The organism is Methanomassiliicoccales archaeon, assembly GCA_036504055.1.
GTDB lineage: Archaea > Thermoplasmatota > Thermoplasmata > Methanomassiliicoccales > UBA472 > DASXVU01.
In genome coordinates this window covers 22,958-45,348 of record DASXVU010000033.1, presented here as the reverse complement: position 1 = coordinate 45,348, position 22,391 = coordinate 22,958, and the positions used below count along the sequence as shown (strand labels likewise).

The 22,391-nt window shown below is 59.4% G+C and carries 22 protein-coding genes; 13 read left to right on the top strand and 9 right to left on the bottom strand.

The annotated features are described in order from the left end of the window. Positions 1-10 precede the first annotated feature (10 nt). From secY to VGK23_07770, 4 genes are read left to right on the top strand one after another with little or no spacing between them, the layout of a single operon-like run. Positions 11-1,594 carry a preprotein translocase subunit SecY gene (gene secY, locus VGK23_07785; GenBank protein ID HEY3420435.1) on the top strand — a complete coding sequence of 528 codons (1,584 nt, stop codon included), beginning with the start codon at positions 11-13 and terminating at the stop codon, positions 1,592-1,594. A gap of 1 nt (position 1,595) precedes the next feature. Further along, on the top strand, positions 1,596-2,312 hold the full coding sequence (locus tag VGK23_07780) for an EMC3/TMCO1 family protein (protein HEY3420434.1): 717 nt from the start codon (positions 1,596-1,598) through the stop codon (positions 2,310-2,312). Continuing rightward, positions 2,309-2,854, top strand: a complete 546-nt coding sequence (locus VGK23_07775; GenBank protein ID HEY3420433.1) for an AAA family ATPase — start codon at positions 2,309-2,311, stop codon at positions 2,852-2,854. The genes VGK23_07780 and VGK23_07775 overlap by 4 nt, the downstream gene beginning before the upstream one ends. After that, positions 2,833-3,810 carry an RNA-guided pseudouridylation complex pseudouridine synthase subunit Cbf5 gene (locus VGK23_07770; protein HEY3420432.1) on the top strand — a complete coding sequence of 326 codons (978 nt, stop codon included), beginning with the start codon at positions 2,833-2,835 and terminating at the stop codon, positions 3,808-3,810. The genes VGK23_07775 and VGK23_07770 overlap by 22 nt, the downstream gene beginning before the upstream one ends. Here the strand turns inward: VGK23_07770 and VGK23_07765 are convergent, their stop codons facing one another. The 4 genes from VGK23_07765 to VGK23_07750 all read right to left on the bottom strand — a co-directional run bounded on the left by VGK23_07765 (position 3,811) and on the right by VGK23_07750 (position 7,952). Then, entirely contained in the window at positions 3,811-4,032 is a 222-nt protein-coding gene (locus tag VGK23_07765) for a hypothetical protein (protein HEY3420431.1), read from the bottom strand. 135 nt (positions 4,033-4,167) lie between these two features. Next, positions 4,168-5,181, bottom strand: coding sequence for an MBL fold metallo-hydrolase (locus tag VGK23_07760; protein ID HEY3420430.1), 1,014 nt, complete (start codon positions 5,179-5,181; stop codon positions 4,168-4,170). Positions 5,182-5,261: 80 nt separating this feature from the next. After that, positions 5,262-5,639, bottom strand: coding sequence for an ACT domain-containing protein (locus VGK23_07755; GenBank protein HEY3420429.1), 378 nt, complete (start codon positions 5,637-5,639; stop codon positions 5,262-5,264). 99 nt (positions 5,640-5,738) lie between these two features. Continuing rightward, on the bottom strand, positions 5,739-7,952 hold the full coding sequence (locus VGK23_07750; GenBank protein HEY3420428.1) for a catalase: 2,214 nt from the start codon (positions 7,950-7,952) through the stop codon (positions 5,739-5,741). Between the two features lie 56 nt (positions 7,953-8,008). Here VGK23_07750 and VGK23_07745 point away from each other — a divergent pair, with 56 nt between their 5' ends. From VGK23_07745 to VGK23_07735, 3 genes are read left to right on the top strand one after another with little or no spacing between them, the layout of a single operon-like run. Beyond that, a complete protein-coding gene (locus VGK23_07745; GenBank protein ID HEY3420427.1) occupies positions 8,009-8,755 on the top strand; it encodes a hypothetical protein in 747 nt (248 codons plus the stop codon). Beyond that, entirely contained in the window at positions 8,752-9,003 is a 252-nt protein-coding gene (locus tag VGK23_07740) for a hypothetical protein (protein ID HEY3420426.1), read from the top strand. Before VGK23_07745 ends, VGK23_07740 begins: the two co-directional genes overlap by 4 nt. Then, positions 9,000-11,369 carry a DNA polymerase domain-containing protein gene (locus VGK23_07735; protein ID HEY3420425.1) on the top strand — a complete coding sequence of 790 codons (2,370 nt, stop codon included), beginning with the start codon at positions 9,000-9,002 and terminating at the stop codon, positions 11,367-11,369. Before VGK23_07740 ends, VGK23_07735 begins: the two co-directional genes overlap by 4 nt. Before the next feature lie 194 nt (positions 11,370-11,563). Here VGK23_07735 and VGK23_07730 read toward each other — a convergent pair whose 3' ends face one another. Next, a complete protein-coding gene (locus VGK23_07730) occupies positions 11,564-13,213 on the bottom strand; it encodes a tripartite tricarboxylate transporter permease (GenBank protein ID HEY3420424.1) in 1,650 nt (549 codons plus the stop codon). A gap of 62 nt (positions 13,214-13,275) precedes the next feature. Here VGK23_07730 and VGK23_07725 point away from each other — a divergent pair, with 62 nt between their 5' ends. Next, complete coding sequence (locus VGK23_07725) at positions 13,276-14,190, top strand: ATP-binding cassette domain-containing protein (protein ID HEY3420423.1); 915 nt, start codon at positions 13,276-13,278, stop codon at positions 14,188-14,190. Next, on the top strand, positions 14,187-14,972 hold the full coding sequence (locus VGK23_07720; GenBank protein HEY3420422.1) for an ABC transporter permease: 786 nt from the start codon (positions 14,187-14,189) through the stop codon (positions 14,970-14,972). Before VGK23_07725 ends, VGK23_07720 begins: the two co-directional genes overlap by 4 nt. A gap of 14 nt (positions 14,973-14,986) precedes the next feature. Here VGK23_07720 and hpt read toward each other — a convergent pair whose 3' ends face one another. After that, the gene (gene hpt, locus VGK23_07715; GenBank protein ID HEY3420421.1) at positions 14,987-15,544 is read right to left on the bottom strand and encodes a hypoxanthine/guanine phosphoribosyltransferase; all 558 of its coding nucleotides are present in this window, start codon (positions 15,542-15,544) and stop codon (positions 14,987-14,989) included. 108 nt (positions 15,545-15,652) lie between these two features. Here hpt and VGK23_07710 point away from each other — a divergent pair, with 108 nt between their 5' ends. After that, positions 15,653-15,958, top strand: a complete 306-nt coding sequence (locus VGK23_07710; GenBank protein ID HEY3420420.1) for a Rieske (2Fe-2S) protein — start codon at positions 15,653-15,655, stop codon at positions 15,956-15,958. 13 nt (positions 15,959-15,971) lie between these two features. On the opposite strand, the gene VGK23_07705 is transcribed toward VGK23_07710, so the two are convergent. Beyond that, a complete protein-coding gene (locus tag VGK23_07705) occupies positions 15,972-16,634 on the bottom strand; it encodes a phosphoribosyltransferase (protein ID HEY3420419.1) in 663 nt (220 codons plus the stop codon). A gap of 318 nt (positions 16,635-16,952) precedes the next feature. Here VGK23_07705 and VGK23_07700 point away from each other — a divergent pair, with 318 nt between their 5' ends. Next, the gene (locus tag VGK23_07700; GenBank protein ID HEY3420418.1) at positions 16,953-18,641 is read left to right on the top strand and encodes a histidine kinase N-terminal 7TM domain-containing protein; all 1,689 of its coding nucleotides are present in this window, start codon (positions 16,953-16,955) and stop codon (positions 18,639-18,641) included. 84 nt (positions 18,642-18,725) lie between these two features. On the opposite strand, the gene ade is transcribed toward VGK23_07700, so the two are convergent. Beyond that, positions 18,726-20,357 (bottom strand): adenine deaminase, encoded by a 1,632-nt coding sequence (ade, locus tag VGK23_07695; protein ID HEY3420417.1) that lies wholly within the window; start codon positions 20,355-20,357, stop codon positions 18,726-18,728. Between the two features lie 61 nt (positions 20,358-20,418). On the opposite strand from ade, the gene VGK23_07690 reads away from it, so the two are divergent. Further along, complete coding sequence (locus VGK23_07690; protein HEY3420416.1) at positions 20,419-20,679, top strand: RNA repair domain-containing protein; 261 nt, start codon at positions 20,419-20,421, stop codon at positions 20,677-20,679. 21 nt (positions 20,680-20,700) lie between these two features. On the opposite strand, the gene VGK23_07685 is transcribed toward VGK23_07690, so the two are convergent. Then, entirely contained in the window at positions 20,701-21,369 is a 669-nt protein-coding gene (locus VGK23_07685) for a hypothetical protein (protein HEY3420415.1), read from the bottom strand. A gap of 230 nt (positions 21,370-21,599) precedes the next feature. Here VGK23_07685 and VGK23_07680 point away from each other — a divergent pair, with 230 nt between their 5' ends. Next, positions 21,600-22,358 carry a C15orf41 family protein gene (locus tag VGK23_07680; GenBank protein ID HEY3420414.1) on the top strand — a complete coding sequence of 253 codons (759 nt, stop codon included), beginning with the start codon at positions 21,600-21,602 and terminating at the stop codon, positions 22,356-22,358. The last annotated feature ends 33 nt before the right edge of the window (positions 22,359-22,391 follow it).

The following is a 22,391-nucleotide window of genomic DNA, read 5'->3' as shown; positions in this document are numbered from 1 at the left end:
CGTGATCCACATGGCGGAAGAAAAGAAGAGCAGGCTTTACGGGCTAAAGCCAATAACGGACAGGCTACCGGCCGTCAAAAAGCCGGAGGGCCACGTCCACTTCAGGACCAAGATGGTATGGGTCATCGTGATCCTCGTCTTCTATTTCGTGATGACCAACGTGTTCATCTACGGTCTTGACCAGACACAGACTTTGGACATCTTCGCCCAATACCGGGCCATCCTGGCAGGCGCACAAGGCTCCTTGATGCATCTGGGCATAGGACCCATCGTCACGGCTTCGATCATCATGCAACTGTTCGTCGGCGCCAAGATCATCAAGCTTGACCTGACGAACAAAGAGGACAAGGCAGTATACCAGAGCACACAGAAGTTCCTCGTCATAATCATGATCCTGGTCGAAGCGGTGCCGCAGGTGTTCGGGTACCTCGTTCCTTCCACCAATTTCACCAGCGGGCTGAACACGGTGTTCGCCCCGGGTGGGTTCATCGACGGCCATGGCATGGCTCAGATAATCATCATCATCCAGCTGTTCGTCGGATCCTATCTGGTGTTCCTCATGGACGAGGTCGTCTCCAAGTGGGGGATAGGAAGTGGGATCTCGCTCTTCATAGCTGCAGGCGTGGCGCAGGCCATATTCACAGGTACGCTCAATTGGGAGCAGTACGTATCGACCAGCCCGCTCAGCCTGGAAAATCCGCCAGTAGGTACGATACCGAAAACGCTTTACATCCTTCACGAAAGTACAGCATCGTCGCTGGCAAGTGGGGGATATGAACGAATATTACTTCAGAATCCCAATCCGATGATCGCGTTAGTGGGAACGATAGTGATCTTCATGTTCGTCGCCTACATCGAGTCCACCAGGATCGAGCTGCCGTTGGCGCACGGCACGTCCAGGGGAGCTCGCGGCCGCTATCCGATCAAGCTGATCTATGCGTCCAACATCCCGGTCATCCTGATGGCCGCCGTGCTGGCGAACGTCAGCATGTTCAGTTTACTTCTTTGGAACAGCGAGACGCTACGACAGATCCCGCTCATCGGCGGACAGTGGTGGCTAGGCTTCTTCAATGCCGGGTCCACGACCCCGTCCGGAGGCATCGCCTGGTATCTGTCGACTCCTCGGGGGGCGGGTGATTGGCTTCTGCCGATGCTGAGCCCCGATAGGTATGGCAGCCTGGCCGGTTTGCACAACACTTGGCAGATCGGAGCGCACGTGATCGTGTTCTTCAGCATAATGGTGCTCGGTTCGATACTGTTCGCCAAGTTCTGGATTCAGACCACCAACATGGGCCCGGAGGCCGTGGCCAGGCAGATCGAGTCCTCGGGACTGCAGATACCCGGGTTCAGGCGCGATCCCAGAGTGCTCAAGAGGGTGCTGGAGCGTTATATCCCGATAGTGACCGTCATATCCGGTGCGACCGTGGGAGCTCTGGCCGCAGGGGCGGACCTGATCGGTACGGTCGGTAATGCCAGCGGTACCGGTGTGCTGCTGTCGGTCGGTATCATGATCCAGTTCTATGAGGCGATAAGCCGGGAACAGATGATGGAGATGCATCCAGTGCTGAGAGGATTCTTCGGAGGCGAGGAGTAAGATGGCTGAAAAGATCGCTTCATCGACGCCGGCCGCCTCTACGGCACCGGCAGCTGCGCCCAAGGGCGGGATGTCGAGGATGGTCACCATCTTCATATTCGTCCTGGCGATATTCATCCTGTTCGATAATTCCCTGAGAAGTGCTCTGGGTACCGCGGTCGGCTACGGACTGGACCCGCTGGTCTCCTTCAATCATGCATACCCGGTCCTTACCTTCGTGATCACCGGTCTTCTGATGGCGGCGCTCACCATCGTGGTACGCCACTTCTTCACCGACTACGTGGAGCAGGCAAGGAGCCAGAAGATCGTCTCGGCGTTCAATAAGGAACTGCGCGACGCGCGCAAGGAGAACAACTCCTTCAAGATGAAGAAGCTCCTGGCCGAGCAGCCGAAGATCATGCAGAAGTCGATGGCCCAGACCACGACCCAGTTCAAGCTGTTGCCGGTATCGATGATCATCGTCATCCCGATATTCGCATGGCTCTCGGTCTTCGTCACCGGTCTGTCTGGCGTGTATCATCCTGGCACCACGGTCTCAATGCTCTACTACAGCGTACCCTGGTCGAACGTAGCCAACTTCAACGAGGCATACCTGTTCCCCCAGTGGGTGCTGGTCTACACATTGGTGAGCATTCCTTTCGGACAGGTGCTATCGAGAGCGCTCAGGTACTTCTCGTTCGCGAGGCGCCTGAAGGAACTAAGGGCAGCAAAGGTATGAGGATAACCATCAGCGGTCCGATCGGCTCCGGCAAGACCACCGTCTGCAACCTGCTGTCGAAGCGGTTGGGATACCGAAGCGTGGTCTCCGGGAACATCTTCCGGGAGATGGCCAAAGAGCACAAACTGTCCCTGGCGGAGTTCGGGGCCCTGTGTGAACGCGACATGCGCTACGACCGGATGCTGGACGAGCGCATGGTGGAGATCTCCCGGGACAACCCGGACATAATACTCGAAGGCCGTCTGGTCGCACACATGCTGGAGAAGAACGGCATCCCGGCCCTGAAGTTCTTCCTGACCGCCGACCTGGAGACCCGGGCGAGACGTGTCGTGGAGCGCGAGGGGCAACAGCTGCAGACGGCGCTGCTTGAGATGAAGGAGCGCGAGGAATCGGAAGCGGTGCGGTATCTTTCTTACTATGGCATCGATATAAGGAGCGAGGATGTCTACGATGTCGTCATAGACACCGCGGACAAGACCCCGGAACAGATCGTGGACATCATGATAGGGAAGGTCGAGGAATGGAAGCCTCAAAAATGCTGATCAAGGACGCGGCGCCGCGCTCGCTCAAGGCCGGGAAGGCGCCTTCCGAGCGCACCATAGAGGAGCTGCTGTCCGCCGGCGTCATCGACCTGGACAAGGTCCAGGGCCCGACCTCCCACCAGGTCACCGCCTGGGTACGGGACATACTGGGCATAAAACGGATCGGCCACGGCGGGACGCTGGACCCCCACGTGAGCGGGGTGCTGCCCATCGCCCTCGGCAAGGCCACCCGCGCCACCGATCTGGTGCTGCGTTCCGACAAGGAGTACGTGTGCCACGTCAAGCTCCACAAGGACGTCCCCAGGGAGAAGGCCCTGGCGGTCATAGCCACCTTCGTCGGGAACATCTACCAGACGCCGCCGGTCCGCGCCGCCGTCAAGAGGCAGCTGCGGATTAGACGGGTCCATTACATCAACGTGATCGAGATCGAAGGCCGGAACGTGCTGTTCCGGGTCGGATGCGATGCCGGCACCTACATCCGGACGCTGGCGGTCGACATCGGTGAAGCGCTGGGTGTCGGGGCCAACATGGAAGCGTTGAGACGAACCCGTTCCGGCACGCTGACCGAGAACGGTTCCGTCACCCTGCAGGAACTGAAGGATGCCTGCGTGGCCTGGAAGGAGGACCGGGACGATTCCCAGCTGAAATCCATGGTCATGCCGTTCGAGCTCTTGCTGGAGCCATTGCCGAAGATAATCATCAAGGACAGCGCGGTGGACGCGATCTGTCACGGAGCGGACCTGGCGGCCGCCGGCATAATCCGGTTGGACCCGGGAGTGTCAAAAGGGGCCACGGTGGCGTTGTTCACCCAAAAGGGAGAAGGTGTGGCGCTCGGGATCACCCTGATGGATTCAGAATCCATCTTCAAGGCTGCGGAAGGGAATGTGGTCCGGTCAGACCGGGTGTTCATGTCGGCGGGGACGTACCCGAAGATGTGGGTCAAGCAACAGTGCTGATCACTCGTAGAGGTCGTACTCGCGGAAGTTCAGCTGTCCCTTGCGGAAGTTACGGAAACCGATCTCCACCACCGATATGTCGTTACGGTCCCTCCGCGGCCTTGAAGAACCGATGCGGCTCAACTTGGGGCTCATCGAAGGAATGATATCGATGCTCTGTACGACTGATTCCAGATCATCGAACGACCTGTCCCTGCTGGACCTATAGCTGGTCTCGCTCATTTTCAATATCCTCTTTATTATTTATCTCTAGGAGGGTCAGTGTTTATCAGCGTTGCTAGACAGTTGTCAATACCGATATTGAGACCAGCTCCCCATCTTGTCGCTATCAATAACGGTCGGCCGGATGACTGGGGGTTAGAAGTCCCCCAGGCGGCGCTGTTTCGGGGGCGGCAAAAGCGATTTCGCCTCGATGCCAAGGCGCCGTTTGATCTCCTCCGCAAGGGTATCGGCGGAACCGTGATGAGTGTAGACGACCTCCGGGTCGCAGCCCTTGACGAACTCGATCAGCTCCTCGAAATCGGCGTGGTCTGAGAAGGGGAACGCCTCATCCACTCCCATCTGGTACTTGAAGGACGAGCTGGTCGCCCATCCCGATACGGCGGCGGTCCTCAACTGACTGCGCTTCATCCTGCTGGTAATTCCGTACTTGGCGTTGGTGGAACATACCATCACGCAGGGGGAGTCGAATCCGCTGTTAGGTTCGAGAGGACGATAACAGTACTCCACGCCGTGCGATTCGATGTGGCGGGTGCAGTCCAGAACGCTGCCCTCGATGAACGGTTCGAAATCGCTCAGCATCCTGATCAGCTCCTGTGATTTCCCTAGCGGATAGGCGAAAAGGGCGGTAGAATAACCGCTGGACATCGAGTCCTCCACCCAGTCCTTGATGACCCGGGCGATCCTGTCGGTGGCCGGGAAGCTGTATGACGGGTCCCCGTAGGTGGACTCGATGATCAATATGTCAGTCTTGACCGGTCTCGCCCCCTCCATTCCGAAACGGTCCCTGGTGCTCATGTCCCCCGTGTAGAGTACGGTCTTCTCCCCATGGACCAGGAACATGTTGGAGCCGGCGATGTGCCCGGCATTGAGCATTTCCACCTCTGGATGGGTGGACGGGACGATGGGTTTGGCAAGCGGCCGCTTCAGTCTTTTTGAGGCGAGCGTCGCGGTGATGGGCGAGCAGACGATGGACCGCCCTTCCAGCTTCTTGGTGGCGCTGGGCAGGTGGTCCGAATGGGCGTGGGAGATGCAATGGACGCCGTCGTCGGGGGTGCTACGGGGATCAAAGAAGAACTTGGTCCCGCCCATATGGAGCTCCACACCCTGACCTCCCGGGCAAAGCCTGACCTCTAGTGCATCCCCTTCCATTGGCCGCGTCTAATGCCGCGCTAGTATTTACCGGTTGCATCGGGTGTGCCGAAACTGCTGGACGACGAACTTTCGTCCGATCACTGTATGTCGTGCCCGGCCATGCGGAGCGCATCGGACGCCCTTTGCAGGTCCTGCTTCTTGACCAGAACGTAATCGGTGGCGTACGTGGACATGGCAAAGATCGGAATGTTGGCTCCGGCCAATGGCAGCGCCAGCTGTGATAGTATGCCGACCTCGGTGAAATCAAAATGGCCGATCAGCCGTATGCACTTCCAGCCCTTGCTGCACGTAGCGCCATCCGGCACCAGGTCTTCGCTGCACACGACCGTCACCTCGTCATCGGTGCGCATCACCGAGAAGATGCCGGTACCGTCGCTCCACTCCTCGACCTCGGAACCGGGCTCCAGCTGACATATCGCCAGCGTCACGTCCAGAACCTTGAGCGTCAGCCTCATCGTCGGTCATAAGGACTATTTTACATAAAATAGCCGACGACGTAAGAATCGACTTTGATTATTTGATAGGCCGGAACAGGCCTATGATCCCGTCGTCGGTCAGGCCAACTTTCTAACCGTCCTCTCCCGGTCCCATTGGCGGATCTTCGCCTGGGCGATGAACGCATCCACGTCCTTGGCATCCACGATGCCCTTATCCCTTCCCACGTTCGCCCTCTTCAGGAGCGCCTGTCCGCCCTGGTCCACGGCGATCGCCTTGAGGTGGCCATAGGCATCCCGCACGAAATCGATGGCGGCGCCCTCCCCCGACAGGTCCTTCGCTCCCTCTTCGGAGAGGATCACCGCGACGGCGTCGAACAGCACGGAAGACGTACCGGCCAGTAGTCCGTCGACCGCCAGCATCGGGCCGTTGGCCAGCCTCACGCCGCCCGCCTTGGGGGCGACGATCTTCACGCTCGCGCCGGCATCAACGGCCGCCTTCCCGATGGACTTGATCACCGCACCGTCCGAGCCATCGGTGACCAGTATGCCGATCTTGCGCCCGGAGAGGGTGTCCTTCATGTTGCCGATGGTCCGCAGCGCCGGCGAAGGCTCCATCTCCTGCACGGGGGCCGCGGTCCTCGGTGCTTCAGGTAACCTCTCGAGCCCGAGACCGGCCGCGACCCGTTCGGCCAGGCTCTCGTCGATATGCCGCAGGTGGCCGACCATCGCCCCCCGCACATGGACATGCTCGACCTTGGAGAGTTCGAACACCAGGGCGGAGGCGATGTGCGCCTGTTCGTAGGTGGTCTGGCTCAGGTAGAACAGCCTTGCCTGGCTGTAATGGTCGGCGAAGCTCTCCGCCCGGATGCGGCCCTTCTCCCCGGTCTCAGCAGCCCGAGCGCTGCGGAATCCCCTGGCCGACGTTTCGCGCGGCGAGCTCTCCGACAGGGAGTTGGGCTCGTAGGCGACCCGGCCCTTGGCCTGTTCCATCTGCATGTGCCCGTCGCGCTGTTGGTTCGAGGGCGGACACTTGGGAGCGTTGATCGGGATCTGGTGGAAGTTGGGCGAACCTAGACGCGAGAGCTGCGTGTCAAGATAGGAGAAGAGGCGGCCCTGCAGCAGCGGGTCGTTCGAGAAATCGATGCCCGGCACAACGTTGGCGGCGCAGTAGGCGACCTGTTCTGTCTCGGCGAAGAAGTTGTCCGGCCAGCGGTCCAGCACCATGCGGCCGATCACCTTCAGGGGGACCAGTTCCTCGGGGATCAGCTTGGTCGCGTCCAGGTGATCGAACGGGAACTTATCCGCGTCCTCCTGCGTGAAGAGCTGGACCGCAAACTCCCACTCGGGGAAAGCGCCCGTCGTGACGGCCTCGAACAGATCTCGGCGGTGGAAGTCCTGGTCGGCGCCGCTGATCTTGACCGTCTCGTCCCAGATCGTGGACTGCAGGCCCAGCTTGGGCCGCCAGTGGAACTTGACGAAGGTGGATTCCCCGCCCTCGTCGATCAAACGGAAGCTGTGGACGCCGAAGCCCTCCATCATCCGCAGGGAACGCGGTATCGTGCGGTCGGACATGATCCACATCACCATGTGCATCGACTCGGGCGTGAGCGAGATGAAGTCCCAGAACGTGTCATGCGCGGTCGCCGATTGGGGAAAGCCGCGGTCCGGCTCCATTTTCACCGAATGGATGAGGTCAGGGAACTTGATGGCGTCCTGGATGAAGAATACCGGAATATTGTTGCCGACCAGGTCCCAGTTGCCCTCCTTCGTGTAGAACTTGACCGCGAATCCGCGCACGTCGCGGGGCGTGTCCACCGATCCCGCACCGCCGGCGACGGTGGAGAAGCGGGCGAACACGGGGATCTTCTCGCCCACCTCGGTGAGCACCTTGGCGGTGGTGTATTTCCTCAGGGAGGAGGTCAGTTCGAAGAATCCATGCACGCCGGTCCCCCGTGCATGAACGATGCGCTCGGGGATGCGCTCATGGTCGAAATGCATGATCTTGTCGCGAAGGACGAAGTCCTCCAGCAGCGTGGGGCCTCGGGGGTTGGCCCGAAGCGAGTTCTGGTTATCTGAGATCGGGACGCCCAGGTTCGTGGTGAGCGCGGGGTGCTCTCCGCCAGCGGTCTGATGCAGCTCGCCGCCTACGGCCGGTCGCGGGTCCCAGTCCGCCGTCGGGACTTTCTCCTTTTTGCGTTTTCCTGAAGCGCGGGTCATGCCCTGCATTCTGCACCATGCGGATAATAAGGGTTTGGGCTCCGAATCAACGGTATAAGCTAGCCATACCGCAGGACAAATGCTGGACGGACATCTGGCCACACTTTCGGTCACCTCTCCCCTTCACGCCTTTATATTCAGAAGACGGAAACGGTACACAGTGAGAGCCGATGGAACTAAGCACGACAGATCCGAGGGAATATGCCAACATCGGCATTTCGCATGACACGCCCTATGCCGACCGCACCGAACGGTCGGTGCGCACCTATGTACCGCCGATCGACGCGCTGATAGGCGGGCTTCGGCCGAGGACCATGACGCTGATCGACAGCGCCGACCGGATCGTCTTCGGCATGGTCAATATGATGTCGGTCAACGCCGTCAGCGAGAACCACGATGAGGTGATATGGGTGGATGGGGGGAACTCCGCCAACCCGTTCGAGCTGACCGCGGTGTGCAAGCGTTTCCGTCTGTCATCGGACGATGTGCTCTCCTCGGTGACGATATCACGCGCTTTCACCGCCTACCAGCTGTCCACCCTGATCGAGGACATGCTGGAGAAGGAGGTGCAGCGCATCCGCACCGGCATGGTGGTCATATCGTGCTTCCCGGACCTGTTCCAGGACAAGGACATGGAATGGTCCGAGTCGTTCCAGCTGATGCGCAGATCGATGGAAAAGTTGCGGGAGCTCACGGAAAGGCACGACCTTATCACGGTCATCACCAACTTCGGCCTGGCCAAGATGTTCTACCGCAAGGGCCTAAGACCGTTGCTGTACGACGGCGTGGACCGGGTGGTGCGCATCGAGACCTACGGGAAGGCGCTGCGCATCATGCTGCCGAAGGAGAACACTGGCACCCTGTACCGTCCGGTGCCTCGCAACCAGACGACGTTGGACGAGTTCGGGAGGTGGTGACCACGGGGCGGACGGTGCCGACCTACCGCATGAACGCGGAGGGCATGATCAACAGCTGGTCCGATTACCGGCGGGCGTTGCCGCAGGACGATAAGGTGGCCTTCGACTCGATCTGCAACCGGGTGCGGATGCACGCCTCCGCCGCGACGTACGCCGCGTTCACCGACCCCTTCGAGAGCGCCATCCTGTCGATACTGCTGGAGCAGGAGAAGGAGATCCTGGCGCTGCGCAAGGGCGATGTCCGATGAGGGGCTGGATCATCGACTGCTATGCCGACACCAAGGACGATTCGATGGTCCTGTGGCTGTGGACGGCCAAGGGCGTCCGGAAGATCGTGGACAGGAAGTTCCGCCCGGCGTTCTACGTATGGGCCCCGGAGGGGAAGCTGGCCGAGCTGCGCTCCGGCCTGAGCATCGCCGGCATCGGCGAGCAGACGGTGGAGAAGCACCGGACCTGGCTCGGGGAGAAGAAACGGGACGTGGTGAAGATCGTGCCGGACTGCTACCTTTCGCTTATGCCTACGGCCAAGATGATAGACCGCTGGGGCCTGTACCGGGACTACAGACTTTTCAACGTCGACTTCCGCATGGACCACCGATACTATCTGGCGCACGGAATATTCCCCATGGGCCTGCTGGACACCGGCGAGCGGTACCATCACCTGGACCAGCCCTACCGGCTGGACTATCCCATACCGAACCTGAAGGTCATGCGCCTGGACATCAAGGTCAACGCCCGGAACCACATCCCGACCTATGAGGACCCTCTGCGCTCCGCCTCACTGGGCGGGGATGAGGTCGACGGCACTGAGGAGGACGTGCTCCAAGGCGTCCTGGAGCTGGTCCGCCGTAAGGACCCGGACATCATCCTGACGCAGAACGGCGACAGCTTCTACCTGCCCTACCTCTCGCACCGGGCGGAGAAGCTGGGAATGGAGTTCGACCTCGGCCGTGAGAAGGGAGTGCGGAACGCCAAGGGCAAGAGCTACTTCACCTACGGCCGCATCGTCTACAAGCCGCCGGCGCAGAAGCTGCGCGGACGGATACACATCGACGCCGACAGCTCGTTCACCTTCGAGGAGGGCGGACTTTACGGGCTGATCGACATGACCAGGATGTCCCGGATATCCCTGCAGGAGATGTCCCGGCTCTCACCCGGCACGGCGATCAGCTCGATGCAGGTGAACGAGGCGGTGCGATGCGGGACGCTGGTGCTCTGGAAGAAGAACCTGCCGGAGAACTTCAAGACCGCCGGCGAGCTGATCGTATCGGACCGGGGCGGTTTCATCTACGAGCCGAAGGTGGGCATCCACGACCGGGTGGCGGAGTTCGATTTCGCATCGCTCTATCCCAGCATCATGGTGGTCCACAACATCTCCCCGGAGACGCTGCAGTGCGACTGCTGCCCCGATTCCAGGCTGATCGTCCCGGAGATAGGCTACCGCATATGCGAGAGGGGGCCGGGGCTGCTTCCGCGGGTGCTCGGCCCGATCGTCCACCGCCGGCTGGCGCTGAAGAAACTGGCCAAGAGCGGGTCCCGGAATGCCAAGAAGTACGATTCCCTGGCCAAGGCGCTGAAATGGCTGCTGGTGACCTGCTTCGGATACACCGGCTACCGTAACGCCCGCTTCGGGCGGATCGAGTGCCACGAGGCCATCAACGCCTTTGGCAGGGAGATACTGCTGCGGACGTCGGCACTGGCGGAGCAGCGCGGCTTCCGCGTTCTGCATGGCATCGTGGACTCGCTCTGGCTCCAGGGGGACGGGGACACCGAGGCGTTCGCCACCGACGTGAAGAAGATCGAGAAGATACCGCTGGTGCTGGACGGCATCTACAACTGGATCGTCTTCCTGCCGAACATCACCACCGGCGTGGGAGCGCTGAACCGTTATTACGGGGTGTTCGAGAGCGGCGAGGTCAAGATCCGCGGCATCGCGCTGAGGAAGCATGACACCACCACCATCGTGCGGGAGCTGCAGCAGGCGATGCTCGACCGGTTGGCCAAGTGCAAGGACTCAAGGGAGTTCCGGGAAGCGATACCGGAAGTGCTGGACATCGTCGGCGGGTACGTCGAGACGCTGCGCTCCGGCTCCGTGCCCCTGGACAAGCTGGTGATAAGGAAGAGCGTCTCCAAGGAGCTGGAGGAGTACACGCAGCACAATGAGTCGTTCGAGGCATTGCAGCAGATGAAGCGCAACGGCTTCTCGGTGCCGCCCGGGGAGGCGATCGAGTATGTCGTGCTGGCCGGCGAGGAGCGGGTCAAGGTGGCGAAGTTCCTGGACGGCGATGAGACATACGACCCGGAGAAGTATGTGGAACTCTCGCTGCGGGCAGCATCGGAGCTGCTGGTGCCGTTCGGGTATGACATCGCGACGATGCGAATGCTGTTCTCAAACGAAGAGGAGCAGGGGGCAGCACGCGATACCGGCGCGACAGACCCACCGCGCCCTGTGGGGATCGCGCCAGCGGAACTGGAACGATACGAGACGGAGCCGGCCGTCGACCATGCAGATCTCTTCACCGGACAGACCGTCCAGGAATATGTGGCAGAGGGCGCCGAGGGAGGGGAGGAACAGTATCTCCCATTCGCCGGCGAGTCCGGCGATGACGGCTGATATCGGAAGGGCCAGGGCGATGCAGGGGGAGTGAAGGAACCGGTCGTACCCTTTCGCCGGCGAGACCGTCCGGTCCAGATCGACCATCAGGGAGGCCAGCACCGCCACGAACGCCCAGGAGAGAGGCATCCCGGTCAGCTTCAGCACGGATCCGGATACCGAGAACGCCATCCCGGCATGGTAGATCGCCTCGGTCACAGCAGACCTCCAAGGAACGCGGCAAAGGGAGATTCCATGCCGAAGAAGAAAAGGGTGATCGGGAACAGCAGGCAGCCGGTCAGATGCACCCGGTTGGTGCCGATGCGGGGCGGGATCAGGCCCAGCAGCGTAGAGGCAAGAAGCAGGAACAGACCCGGTATCCCGCTCATCAGAAAGACCAGAATGATCAGGGAGATGATGATGGCCTGCGTCAACCGGTGGAGGTCGATGCTGCCGATCCTAGCGGCAAATATGTTGCCCAGGCGTATGGTGATCAGGTAGCCGACCAAGGCGGAGGCGAGCACAGACACCAGCAGCATGATCGTCTCGGCTGAAGTGGCCGATGACAGCGCGGTCACGCCTTCGGCACCGAGCATCTGCTTCACCACCAGCAAGGCACCGGTCCTTCCCTTTCCAGTCACCGCCAGTGCGACGATCCCGAACACCGCCGCGGCGGTGCCGACCGAGGATACCATGGTGATGAACCGGCGGGCAGGCCGTTCATCGTCCCCGTCCCGGTCCGGGTCGGCCATGGAGCCGATCATCGTGCCGGTGGTCGACGTCACTCCCGGAACCCATCCCACGAAACCGCCGGCCAGAGCTCCGCCGATGGCAGCCCTGGTCTCGAGATCGTGGCTGACCGATGCTTCCTGTTCCGGGATCCGTCCGGACGAGATCGAAGACAGCAGCGTGGGCAGACCGAAGAGTCCGGTGAGCAGAGGAAACAGCATATTGCCGTCGATGCCGTCCCAGAGACCGGTCATTGGCAGTCTCGCGTTGAGTGCCAGGAATCCCAGGAGCCCTGACGAGAGAAGGAGCAGGAGAGCAGATATCTTCTTGCGGCATCGGTTCCGCCTGACCCTCCAGACGCCGCTCACCTCCGCGGTGCCGGCCACGGTGCCCGCTCTGGCGAGCACCGTCCATTTCCCTTGCGATGAGTGGAGCATGAACCGTTTGCGAGAGGTCCGTTCCAGCCTTCCCCAGGCCGTGACCGGTTCACCATCCCTGGGGACCAGGTGCGGGACGCTGATCCGTTCCAGCCTTCTCACCGAACCATGGCGGGCGTCGATAGACGTGGTGATCCGCCGGTCATCCTGCTCCGCCATCACCAGCATCACCATTACGACGACAAGGACACCAGGGATGAGCGGTTCGAAACGGCCGTAGAGGTCGATCGGACCGGACATCAGGATGAACAACGGGTAGACGAGGATCACCGCGACCGAAGCGCCGGCAAGGCTTCCCTTTGCGGCGCAGGCGATCGCCTCAAGACCCTTTCCCGAAAGGAGGAGCCGGTGCCCGGGCAGGATCGATAGAACGGTCTCCTGGTCAGGCGCTCCCAGGAAGACCGAGGGTATGAAGTCAACGAAAGAATGGACGACAGAGGCCGAAACGATCATGCAGCAGACCAACAACGGAACGTGGTCGACGCCAATCCCAAATATGCCGCAGATCAGGCCCGTGAAACCGGCGATCCCCGGATAGGAGACCAGCATGATCAGGGCCAGAGTGTTCACGTGTATTCCCGGGGCGATGCCGGTGAGGGTGCCCAGCGCCGCTCCGGCACAGGTGCAGTACAAGACCATCAGCAGGAGCCCGGGGTCCACGACATGGGTACGGATTCCCTTTCCCGTTATCCAGCCCATTACAGTCAGCGTTCACCTAGAGAACGGTTTATATGAGTTCGGCTGCATTCATCGGTGTTGCCATGACCACGGTGATAAATGCCATCAACCTGCGCAAGGACTTCGAGGAACTGACCGCGGTAAAGGGCATCAATTTCTCCATCGAGGAAGGCGAATGCTTCGGCTTCCTCGGCCCCAACGGTGCGGGGAAGAGCACCACCATGCGCATGATCTACTGCGTCTCACCTCTGACGTCCGGTACGCTCAACGTCCTGGGGATGGACGTGGAGGAGGACCACCAGCGGGAGATAAAGGCATTGATCGGAGTGGTGCCGCAGGAGAACAACCTGGACGTGGATTTCACCGTGCACAAGAACCTTACCGTCTATGCCAGGTATTTCCAGGTCGATCCGGAGGTGGCCTCTAAACGGGCCGACGAGCTGATCGAGTTCATGCAGCTCAAGGACAAGCGCGATTCCAAGATCGACGAGCTCTCGGGCGGGCTGAAGCGGCGGCTGATCATAGCCCGTGCCTTGATCAACGACCCCCGGATACTGATACTCGACGAACCCACCACCGGTCTGGACCCACAGGCAAGGCATCTCATCTGGGAGCGCGTGAGGGAGCTCAGGAAGCGGAAGGTGACGGTCCTGCTGACCACGCATTACATGGACGAGGCGGAACAGCTCTGCGACCGCCTCATCATAATGGACAAGGGGAAGATCGTGGCCGAGGGAAACCCGCGCGATCTGATCGACAAGCACGTCAGCTCCCAGGTGCTGGAGATGATCCCGCCCTCGGACGAGCTTATCCAGTTGGTCAAGGACAATGGCTGGAACTATGAACGGTACGCGGACCGGATATTCGTCTACACCAATGACAGCGCCGCCGTGCTCGCCCAGATCAAGGGGAAAGTGTCGCTCGACCGGAGCATCATCCGGAACGCCACACTGGAGGACGTATTCCTCAAACTGACCGGCAGGGGGCTGATAGAGTGAGCCTCGTCAGGAACATCAGCTGGCGTTCCTGGGAAGCCTGGAGGAGGAACAAGGACGTCTTCCTCAAGACCTGGAAGACGAACTTCCTGCCTCCCTTCATCGAACCGGTGCTGTACCTGCTGGCAATGGGCTTCAGCTTCGGTGCGGCGGTGACGCTGCCTCCTTACGAGGGTCGGCAGATAAGCTACGTGGCATTCCTGGCGCCCGGACTGGTCGCCATTTCGATCATGAACAACTCGTTCTACGAATGTACCTACGGCTCGTTCGTCCGTATGCACTATCAGAAGACCTTCGACGCCATGATCGCGACCCCCCTTTCGATCGAGGACGTCATGGTAGGGGAGGTGCTGTGGGGCGCCACCAAGGCCATGATAAACGCGAGCATCGTGCTCCTGGTGATCGTGGTCGTGGGAGCGGCGAGCTTCCCCGGGCTGCTGCTCATCCCGTTCATCGCCTTCTTCGGCGGGCTCATGTTCTCATCAATGGCATTGATATTCACGGCCATCGTCCCTAACATCGACTCCTACAACTATCCGTTCTTCCTGTTCATCACGCCCATGTTCCTGCTCAGCGGGACATTCTTCCCCTTATCGCTGCTGCCGTCGTGGGCCGCCGCCGGCGCCTACGCGCTGCCGTTGACGCACGTGACCACGCTGACCAGGGACCTTTGCCTGAACATGTTCACCATCAACAGCGTGATAAGCATGGCGTACATCGCCGTGCTGGCACTGATATTGACCTTGGCGGCAGTGTTCATGATGAAGAGAAGACTGATCAAGTAAGGCAGAAACGAAGGTCAGTTCAGGACGGCCAGCTTTCCGTCCCTGACCTCGACCTTGACCAAGGTCTTTATCTTTATGTGCAGCTCTGCCTCGAGCGCTTCCTTACGGTCGCCTTTCTCGACCACCACGATGATGTCGACGATCCTCACGCCCATGTTCTGAAGGGCCTGGACCAGGGCGCGCATCGTTCCTCCGGTGGAGATGACGTCATCCACGATGACCACCCGGTCCCCCGACCGGAGGCCGTTAATATAGAGCTCCTTCTCCGAATATCCGGTGACCTGGTGGACGCTCACCTCTCCTGGAAGCCCGTACCGTCTTTTCCTAACCACGTTGTAAGGGATGCCGGTCCTCAGCGTCAACGGTACGGCCAGCGGTATGCCCATGGCCTCTGGTGCGACGATGTAATCGCAATCGAAATCCCCCACGTTCTGGATCCGGTCGATGATCTCCTTCATCACTGCCGCCTCCATGAACGGTATGCCGTCGGTGACCGGGTGAACGAAGTAATTGTAGTCTCCCATCTTCACGATGGGTGCCGCCTCCAGGCTCCTCCTGAGGTTCTCCAACATGTTTGAAGTAACAACATTCCGACGATTTATAGTCACTATCGGTCGGGGGGTTGCCCGTCCCTTTTCCATAGAAAGGATTATGCCCTCCCGCCATCGATATTTCCGAACATGGCGCGCTTCAAGATAGCTACCCTCACGGATCTTTCGGAAGAGACACTGACCAAGGTCGAGGTGGAAGGCAAGTCGATCGTCATCGGTCTGATGGATGGAAAGCCCTTCGCCATGGAGGGACGCTGCTCCCATATGGGTTATGATCTCTCCAAAGGAAAGAAAGAAGGGAATCTGGTCCGGTGCAAGATGCACGGTGCGGAATTCGATGTCAGGACAGGGGATGTGGTGCGAAATGCGCAGGCGAAGAAGCTCCAGACCTATCCGCTCACGCTCGAAGGGGAAGAGGTATTCATCGAGCTCTGACCCTCGTCCGCGCTCAGTTGGCCTTGATCCAGGAGCTCCCTTCCTGCCGGACCAGACCTTCTGCGCACAGTTCCTGCAGCGTTTCCCGCACCAGTTCAATCGGGACGTCGACGGAGAACTGCTCCTTGAAGGCCAGTTGCACTCCCTTCTCATCCCGGGGGACCGTGAGCGTCTTGGGCAGGATGGTCCTGAGGTCCTCATGCAGGTTCCAGGGGAAGATGAACCAGGTCCATTCCTCCTTGGGGACGTGGACGCAGAAGAAGTCCGGTTGGATCTTGGAATGGGCGATGTGCAGCAGGGTGGAGCTCTTCAGTTCCCGAGGCTTCATCTTCATCAGGTGGCCCAATGCCAGGATCAGGCTCTCCCCGGTGTCGGTGATGTCGTCCACTATCAGAACGTTGTCATTGGCGATGTCGATGCTCAGTTCCTGGGTGAGCAGCGCCTTGCCGTCCTGATTGGCCGTGACACCCCAGTGCTCGGTCTTGACCGCGTAAAGCTTTTTCACCTTGAGATGGTCACAGATCAGTCTCGCCGGGACCCAACCTCCGCGGGTCAGTCCTATGACCACAGTGGGATGGAAACCGGTCTCAGTGATCTTCCTGGCCACTGACTCGGTCCACTGCGCGATCTCGTCCCAGGTCACCAATTTGCACCGGAAGCTCTCCACCTTTTCCATGCGACTTCGCCCCGACGCCACCGCCGCCTATGGGCCAGCGTCCACCCCCGATGACCGTCCACGGTGAAAAGGTTTGCCGACGAGAGGTCAGGGCGATGCGCGTTCATGCAAGGAACATCATCGCGCCTCCGGTAACCGGATGACGATGACATAGGGCGTCCGAACAAATCGATCCTTCGACATGTTCAAGTCCGTACGACCGCTGATGAACGAGCAGCGCTTGAGCCAGATGAAATGATAGGCTCATGGGAACACGTTATCGTTCGAAGGAATGGTGCCCCATCACATAAATACGAATAGAAAAATCAATTTCGTTGCATGACCGAGTTATTGGCCCCGATGTTACTCGATACCGCCATGGCGGTGATGGCGGCATGCCTGGCGTTTCTTTTCTGGAAACGGGGTACCAGGCAGTTCAGGTCCAATTTCATTACATTATCTCTTCTGGTCCTTATCCTCGCTGTCACCTACATGTGCGAGAGGCTCGTGGACGGGCTATCGGCCAAGCTCCTGTGCAACGACGTTGAGTACATCAGCATCGCGGGCATTCCGGTCCTTTACCTTGTCATCGTGGTGAGATATGCCGGAAGGGAGGACCTCTTGACCAGACGGAACCTGGCCATCGCCTGCGCCGTGCCGGCGTTCGTCGTCCTGATGGTATGGACGAACAGTTACCTTCATTTGTTCTATCAGGAGGTCCACCTCGATCCCGTCAGCGGCCAGATATTCACGGTCAAAGGTCCGGTGTACTACATCCATATCATCTATTCGCTCATCCTCGAGATGGCCGCGATCAGCGTGGCGGTCATCGCCTTCATCCGATGCCCGAAGTTGCAGAGGGCACAGGTGGGCTTGATCCTCATATCGGCCGTGATCCCTACGGCCGTGATCATGCTGAGCCTCGGCCGCCTGATCTCCGTGCCGATCGTCGATGCCATGATATCCGCGTTCATCTTCAGCGGCGTGACCCTGTATCTGGCGGTCTACCGGTACGGCCTTTTCTACGCCACCCCCCTGGTCCTCAACTCCATCGCCGATATCATGCAGGACGGGGCGGTCATGATCGATCAGGAGGGCCGCGTGACATACCTGAACTCCGCCGCGGAGAGGTTTGTCCATAACGACGGACGGTTCCCTCTCGGCCGGATGATCGCGGAGGTCATGCCCGAAGTCCATGCATCGTTGGGCCCTGAACGCGAAGGGTTATGGGTCGTCGAGACGGCGGCATCCGACGGCTCTCCGCTCAGGCTAGAGGTCATGAATTCGGCGGTGAATGTGGAGGACAAGCGGCTCGGCCGCCTTCTCATCCTCCGGGACATCACCTCGGTCAGAAGGACGGAGGAAGCGCTTGCCTCCTCGAATTCCAAGCTCAACGTGCTCTACGGGATCACGAGGCATGACATCCTGAATCGGATCACGGTCATCAGGGGATACGGGCAGCTGCTCAAGGAGAAGGCGCAGGACCCATCGCAATCAAGCGAATACCTCAAGAGGATGATGGAGGCAACGGCCGCGATCGAGCATCTCATAAACTTCACCAGGGATTATGAGAAGATAGGGGTCCTCTCGCCTGAATGGCAGAATGTCGAACGGACATTCCAGAGGGCCAAGGTCCTGTGCGCCGAGCAGGGCGTCGAGTATGCGGTGACGACGGGTTCTCTGGAGGTGTACGCCGACCCCATGCTTGAAAGGCTCTTCTACATTCTGCTCGACAACACCAACCGTCACGGGGCGAAGGTCTCCAAGGTCAGGCTGACCGTGGACCTGGCGGGGGATGCCTGTTCCATTGTCTACGAGGATGACGGAATGGGGGTCGGCGCCGGAGAGAAGGAGAAGATATTCATCAAAGGATACGGAAGGGACTCCGGGCTCGGGCTCTATCTCGGTATGCAGATCCTCGGCATCACCGGCATGGGCATCAAGGAGAACGGGACCCCCGGCGGGGGCGCCAGGTTCGAGATCATCGTACCCAAGGGAAAATGGCGGATGAAACAGACCATTGGATGACGGGCGACCGCCGTTCTTGGGGCGGGCAGTCCCATCCAGTCCTGGTTCAACGAATTCCATGGCGGCACCACACGCCGGCGGGGGTCATCCATCGAGCACAACGTCCACGAACTCCATGCGGTGGCTGTCGAACAGCCCCTTGTCGGACAGCTTGAGCTCCGGCACCACTAGCAATGCCTGGAATGACAAGGTCATGAACGGCGCCGCCAGGTTGCAGCCCATGGACCGGGCCATATTGACCGCCCTGATCTCTTCCTCCGCCACCGAATGGCATGGATCGGTGCTCATCAGGCCGGCGACCGGAAGGCGCATGGACTCGTTCCTCTCTCCGTCGGTGATGTAGTAACCTCCCTGCTCGGAGACCCGGTTCACCACCTCCGCCAGAGAGACCGGGTCCGCCCCGACCGCAATGATGTTGTGAGAATCGTGGGCCACCGTCGACGCCATGGCCCCCCGTTTAAGGTCAAATCCGGAAACGAACGCTACCGAGACCGGCGCCTCGCGATACCGGTTCACCACGGCGATCAGGTTGATCCCTCTGGAGGCGTCAGGAATTACGATGTCATCGATCACCTTGAGGAAAGCGGTCTCTGCCCGGCTCTCGATCTCCTCCGGTATCACCCGTATGACCCTTACTCTTGCGCTCGGACCAGAGGTGGGGATCTCGAACTCCACCGGTTTCCTGTCCTGCTTGAGAATGGCCAGCGGGGCCTTCAACGGGATCACGTCGAACAGCGCTTTACCGTCCTTCGCCACCAGTTCCCCGGCGATGTGCACCTCCCTCACCTTGAAGTCCTTGAGGTCGTCCACGATCACGAAATCGGCAGGCTTTCCCACGCTGAGGACTCCGCCTGGCAGATAATAGTGCCATGCCGGCCAGGCAGTGACCGCCCGGATGGCGTGGATAGGGTCCATGCCCATGGAAATGGCCTTGCGGAGCAGCAGGTCCACATGACCTTTCATCAGATCGGTCGCCCGGAGGTCATCGGAGACGAGGAAGCACTCATTGGCCTTTGCGAAGGGCATCAGGTCCCGCATGTTCTTTTCCGTGCTGCCTTCCCGGACCATCACCCACATTCCCAGGTGGAACTTCTCCTCCGCCTCGTCCGCGGTAAGGCATTCATGGTCCGTCCTGATACCGGCGTTGATGTACTTGACCAGGTCAGGCCCCACGAGCCCCGGGCTGTGCCCGTCGATGGGCTTCCAGAGGGCGTGGGCAGCCTTGATCTTGCCCATCACCTCCGGTTCCTCGCGTATCGCACCCATGTAATTCATGACCTCTCCCAGTGCCACGAACTGTTTCATTCCCAGCAGTCTCTCTATCTGCTCCGTGTCTATCCTGGCGCCGGCCGTCTCGAAGGGGGTCGCCGGGACGCAGGAAGGTGCGGTGAAGAAGATGCGCATGGGCACCGACCCGGAATCGCTGACCATGTACTGGATGCCTTCCATGCCCATCACGTTGGCGATCTCATGCGGGTCCGAGACCGTGGCGGTGGTACCGTGTGGAACAGCCGCCTCCGCGAAACGCGAAGGGACGAGCTGCGAGGACTCGATGTGTATATGGGCATCGATGAATCCGGGCAGTATGAACCGGGACTCGGCTGAGTCCAGTTTTTCTATTGCCAGTACCTTACCGTCCGCATAGGACAACTTTGCCGGGAATATCTTGCCCGAGACCACATCGACGAAGTTGCCCGTGATCGACCTGACGTCCATGGAGGAATGCAGGCAGTGTGTTCCAGAAAAAGCTTTTGCCATGAGCATCTGATTGATCATGGTGCCTTATCCAAGGGAGATCCTGAACCGATTGAAATGGAAGGACGGCAGTCTGGACGGGGTCTTGATAACCTATGTTCACCGCGGGGCCCCGGGCGACGTTCTGACCATACCGGCAAAGGAGATCGTAACGCTCGGACGTTCGTTCTTCATGACCGCCGACAGCGAGATCCCATATCATCGCATCGTTTTGATATTGAAGCGGGGCGAGGTCCTCTTCGATATCAAGGAGTTCGAAAAGAAAAGGGATGACACCACCTAGGAGGTGGTGAAAGGGTTCTCATTACTTCGACTTCGGCTCGTTGCAGTTAGGGCACGCGTGCATGAAGGACGGGTATTGAACGCCGCACTTGCTGCACTTGATCATCTCGGTCTTTTGATCCTTCTTCTTCTGCTCTGCCGCTGCCTGGTCCTGCTTTATCCCTTCCCTGAGGGTCTGCATCTGGTCATATTGCTGCGGTGCCGGCTGCGGGGCAGGCTGCTGATAGGCCTGTTGGTATTGGCCTGGTGCCTGTTGCTGCGGTACCTGTTGGGGCGGGGCGACGGTGGCATTCTGCGGTTGGTATTGCTGGTACTGTGGCTGGAATACCTCCTGCATCCGGACATATCCTAGAATGAGCAGTATGCCCGGGATCACCGAGGCGAACAGTCCGATGATCCCCAAGATCAGCATGCGGTCGCTCGCCTCCTTGAACTTGCCCTGGTCTATGATGTCGAACAGCATTCCCTTCAGCAGGACGGCGAACGCCAAGGCGATGATCGCGTCGATGAGGTAAATTATCCCTAAGCCTCTATCCCATACCACCAGGTTGACGATGCCTGCAATGATCAACAGGACGCCCAGGACTCCAGCGATTATTTGGGCCCAGTAAGCTAGCTTTCTTGCCTCGGCGACGCTTGCGGGAAGCCACGGAGGGCCGACCGGGTTCGCCATGTACGGTAATACTGCCATAATCTAAGTCTCCCATCTCTAATTGCCCAGATATTGAACTGGACTATGGATTACGAAAGGCATTCAATTATAATGAATGTATCGAATACATGGTGGGGCAAATCAGGCACCAGCACGACCGCCCTAAAATGGCCGTTTCTTACCCTATCCAGATGTTCTCATTATTAATCTAATTTACAATAGATTTATATATTAAATCCCTTGTACGAAGCAATGACAAGCGTGAACTAATGAAGCACAACGATTTCAAGGTGATCTATGACCGACTGAATGAGCCGGCAGACATCACCAAGCTCTCCCAGGAACTCGGTCTTGACCTCGAGCTCTTGGATGTCATTTTTACCCAAAGGACGGTCCGAGAGACCACTAAAAGCTTCTACAAGGTCCAGAGGAACGCGCAAAAGTTGGTCAACGACTGGAACCATGGATTGACCTTGCTGGAGGTTGCAAGGAAATGGAACTTCCCTCCGATCTTGACCGGTCTGATGATCTATCAGGTGAGCGGCCGGTCCAAGAAACAGTTCTGGAACATGGTGCGCAGCGTGGACACAATCTCTGACGAGTCCCTCAAACAGCAGATCAAAGAGATCACCGAGGAAGACCTCGTCTATTCTCCTTGGGCCACGGAGAAGCAATACAAGCGGGGGACCTGGGGCGAAGAGAAGTTGCAGTGCTGGTTGGACGGCCAGAATATCTCTTACCGGACCGAGAAGGACCTGCGGGGGGAATACCCGAAGACCCCTGACTGCCTTCTCGACAAACCCATCAGGGTCAACGGATGGGAGGTCAAATGGATCGAGTCCAAGGCGACCTTCGGTGACCGGGTGGAAGTCAACAAGAACATGAAGAAGCAACTGGAACCGTACCTGGAACTTTTCGGACAGGGAGTGGTCATCTATTGGTTCGGGTTCGTGGACGAGATAACCCCGCCCGAGGGCATCTACATCTCTGACGCTTCCATCACCAACCTGATTTGCAAGATGCCTTAACCAGATGGTAAGCGCCAAATACACACAGCGCTT

Coding starts and splice junctions, on each gene's coding strand:
- secY (HEY3420435.1), top strand. CDS start 11: ATGGCGGAAGAAAAGAAGAGCAGGCTTTACGGGCTAAAGCCAATAACG.
- VGK23_07780 (HEY3420434.1), top strand. CDS start 1,596: ATGGCTGAAAAGATCGCTTCATCGACGCCGGCCGCCTCTACGGCACCG.
- VGK23_07775 (HEY3420433.1), top strand. CDS start 2,309: ATGAGGATAACCATCAGCGGTCCGATCGGCTCCGGCAAGACCACCGTC.
- VGK23_07770 (HEY3420432.1), top strand. CDS start 2,833: ATGGAAGCCTCAAAAATGCTGATCAAGGACGCGGCGCCGCGCTCGCTC.
- VGK23_07765 (HEY3420431.1), bottom strand. CDS start 4,032: ATGAGCGAGACCAGCTATAGGTCCAGCAGGGACAGGTCGTTCGATGAT.
- VGK23_07760 (HEY3420430.1), bottom strand. CDS start 5,181: ATGGAAGGGGATGCACTAGAGGTCAGGCTTTGCCCGGGAGGTCAGGGT.
- VGK23_07755 (HEY3420429.1), bottom strand. CDS start 5,639: ATGAGGCTGACGCTCAAGGTTCTGGACGTGACGCTGGCGATATGTCAG.
- VGK23_07745 (HEY3420427.1), top strand. CDS start 8,009: ATGGAACTAAGCACGACAGATCCGAGGGAATATGCCAACATCGGCATT.
- VGK23_07735 (HEY3420425.1), top strand. CDS start 9,000: ATGAGGGGCTGGATCATCGACTGCTATGCCGACACCAAGGACGATTCG.
- VGK23_07730 (HEY3420424.1), bottom strand. CDS start 13,213: ATGGGCTGGATAACGGGAAAGGGAATCCGTACCCATGTCGTGGACCCC.
- VGK23_07725 (HEY3420423.1), top strand. CDS start 13,276: ATGACCACGGTGATAAATGCCATCAACCTGCGCAAGGACTTCGAGGAA.
- hpt (HEY3420421.1), bottom strand. CDS start 15,544: ATGTTGGAGAACCTCAGGAGGAGCCTGGAGGCGGCACCCATCGTGAAG.
- VGK23_07710 (HEY3420420.1), top strand. CDS start 15,653: ATGGCGCGCTTCAAGATAGCTACCCTCACGGATCTTTCGGAAGAGACA.
- VGK23_07705 (HEY3420419.1), bottom strand. CDS start 16,634: ATGGAAAAGGTGGAGAGCTTCCGGTGCAAATTGGTGACCTGGGACGAG.
- VGK23_07700 (HEY3420418.1), top strand. CDS start 16,953: ATGACCGAGTTATTGGCCCCGATGTTACTCGATACCGCCATGGCGGTG.
- ade (HEY3420417.1), bottom strand. CDS start 20,357: ATGGACGTCAGGTCGATCACGGGCAACTTCGTCGATGTGGTCTCGGGC.
- VGK23_07685 (HEY3420415.1), bottom strand. CDS start 21,369: ATGGCAGTATTACCGTACATGGCGAACCCGGTCGGCCCTCCGTGGCTT.
- VGK23_07680 (HEY3420414.1), top strand. CDS start 21,600: ATGAAGCACAACGATTTCAAGGTGATCTATGACCGACTGAATGAGCCG.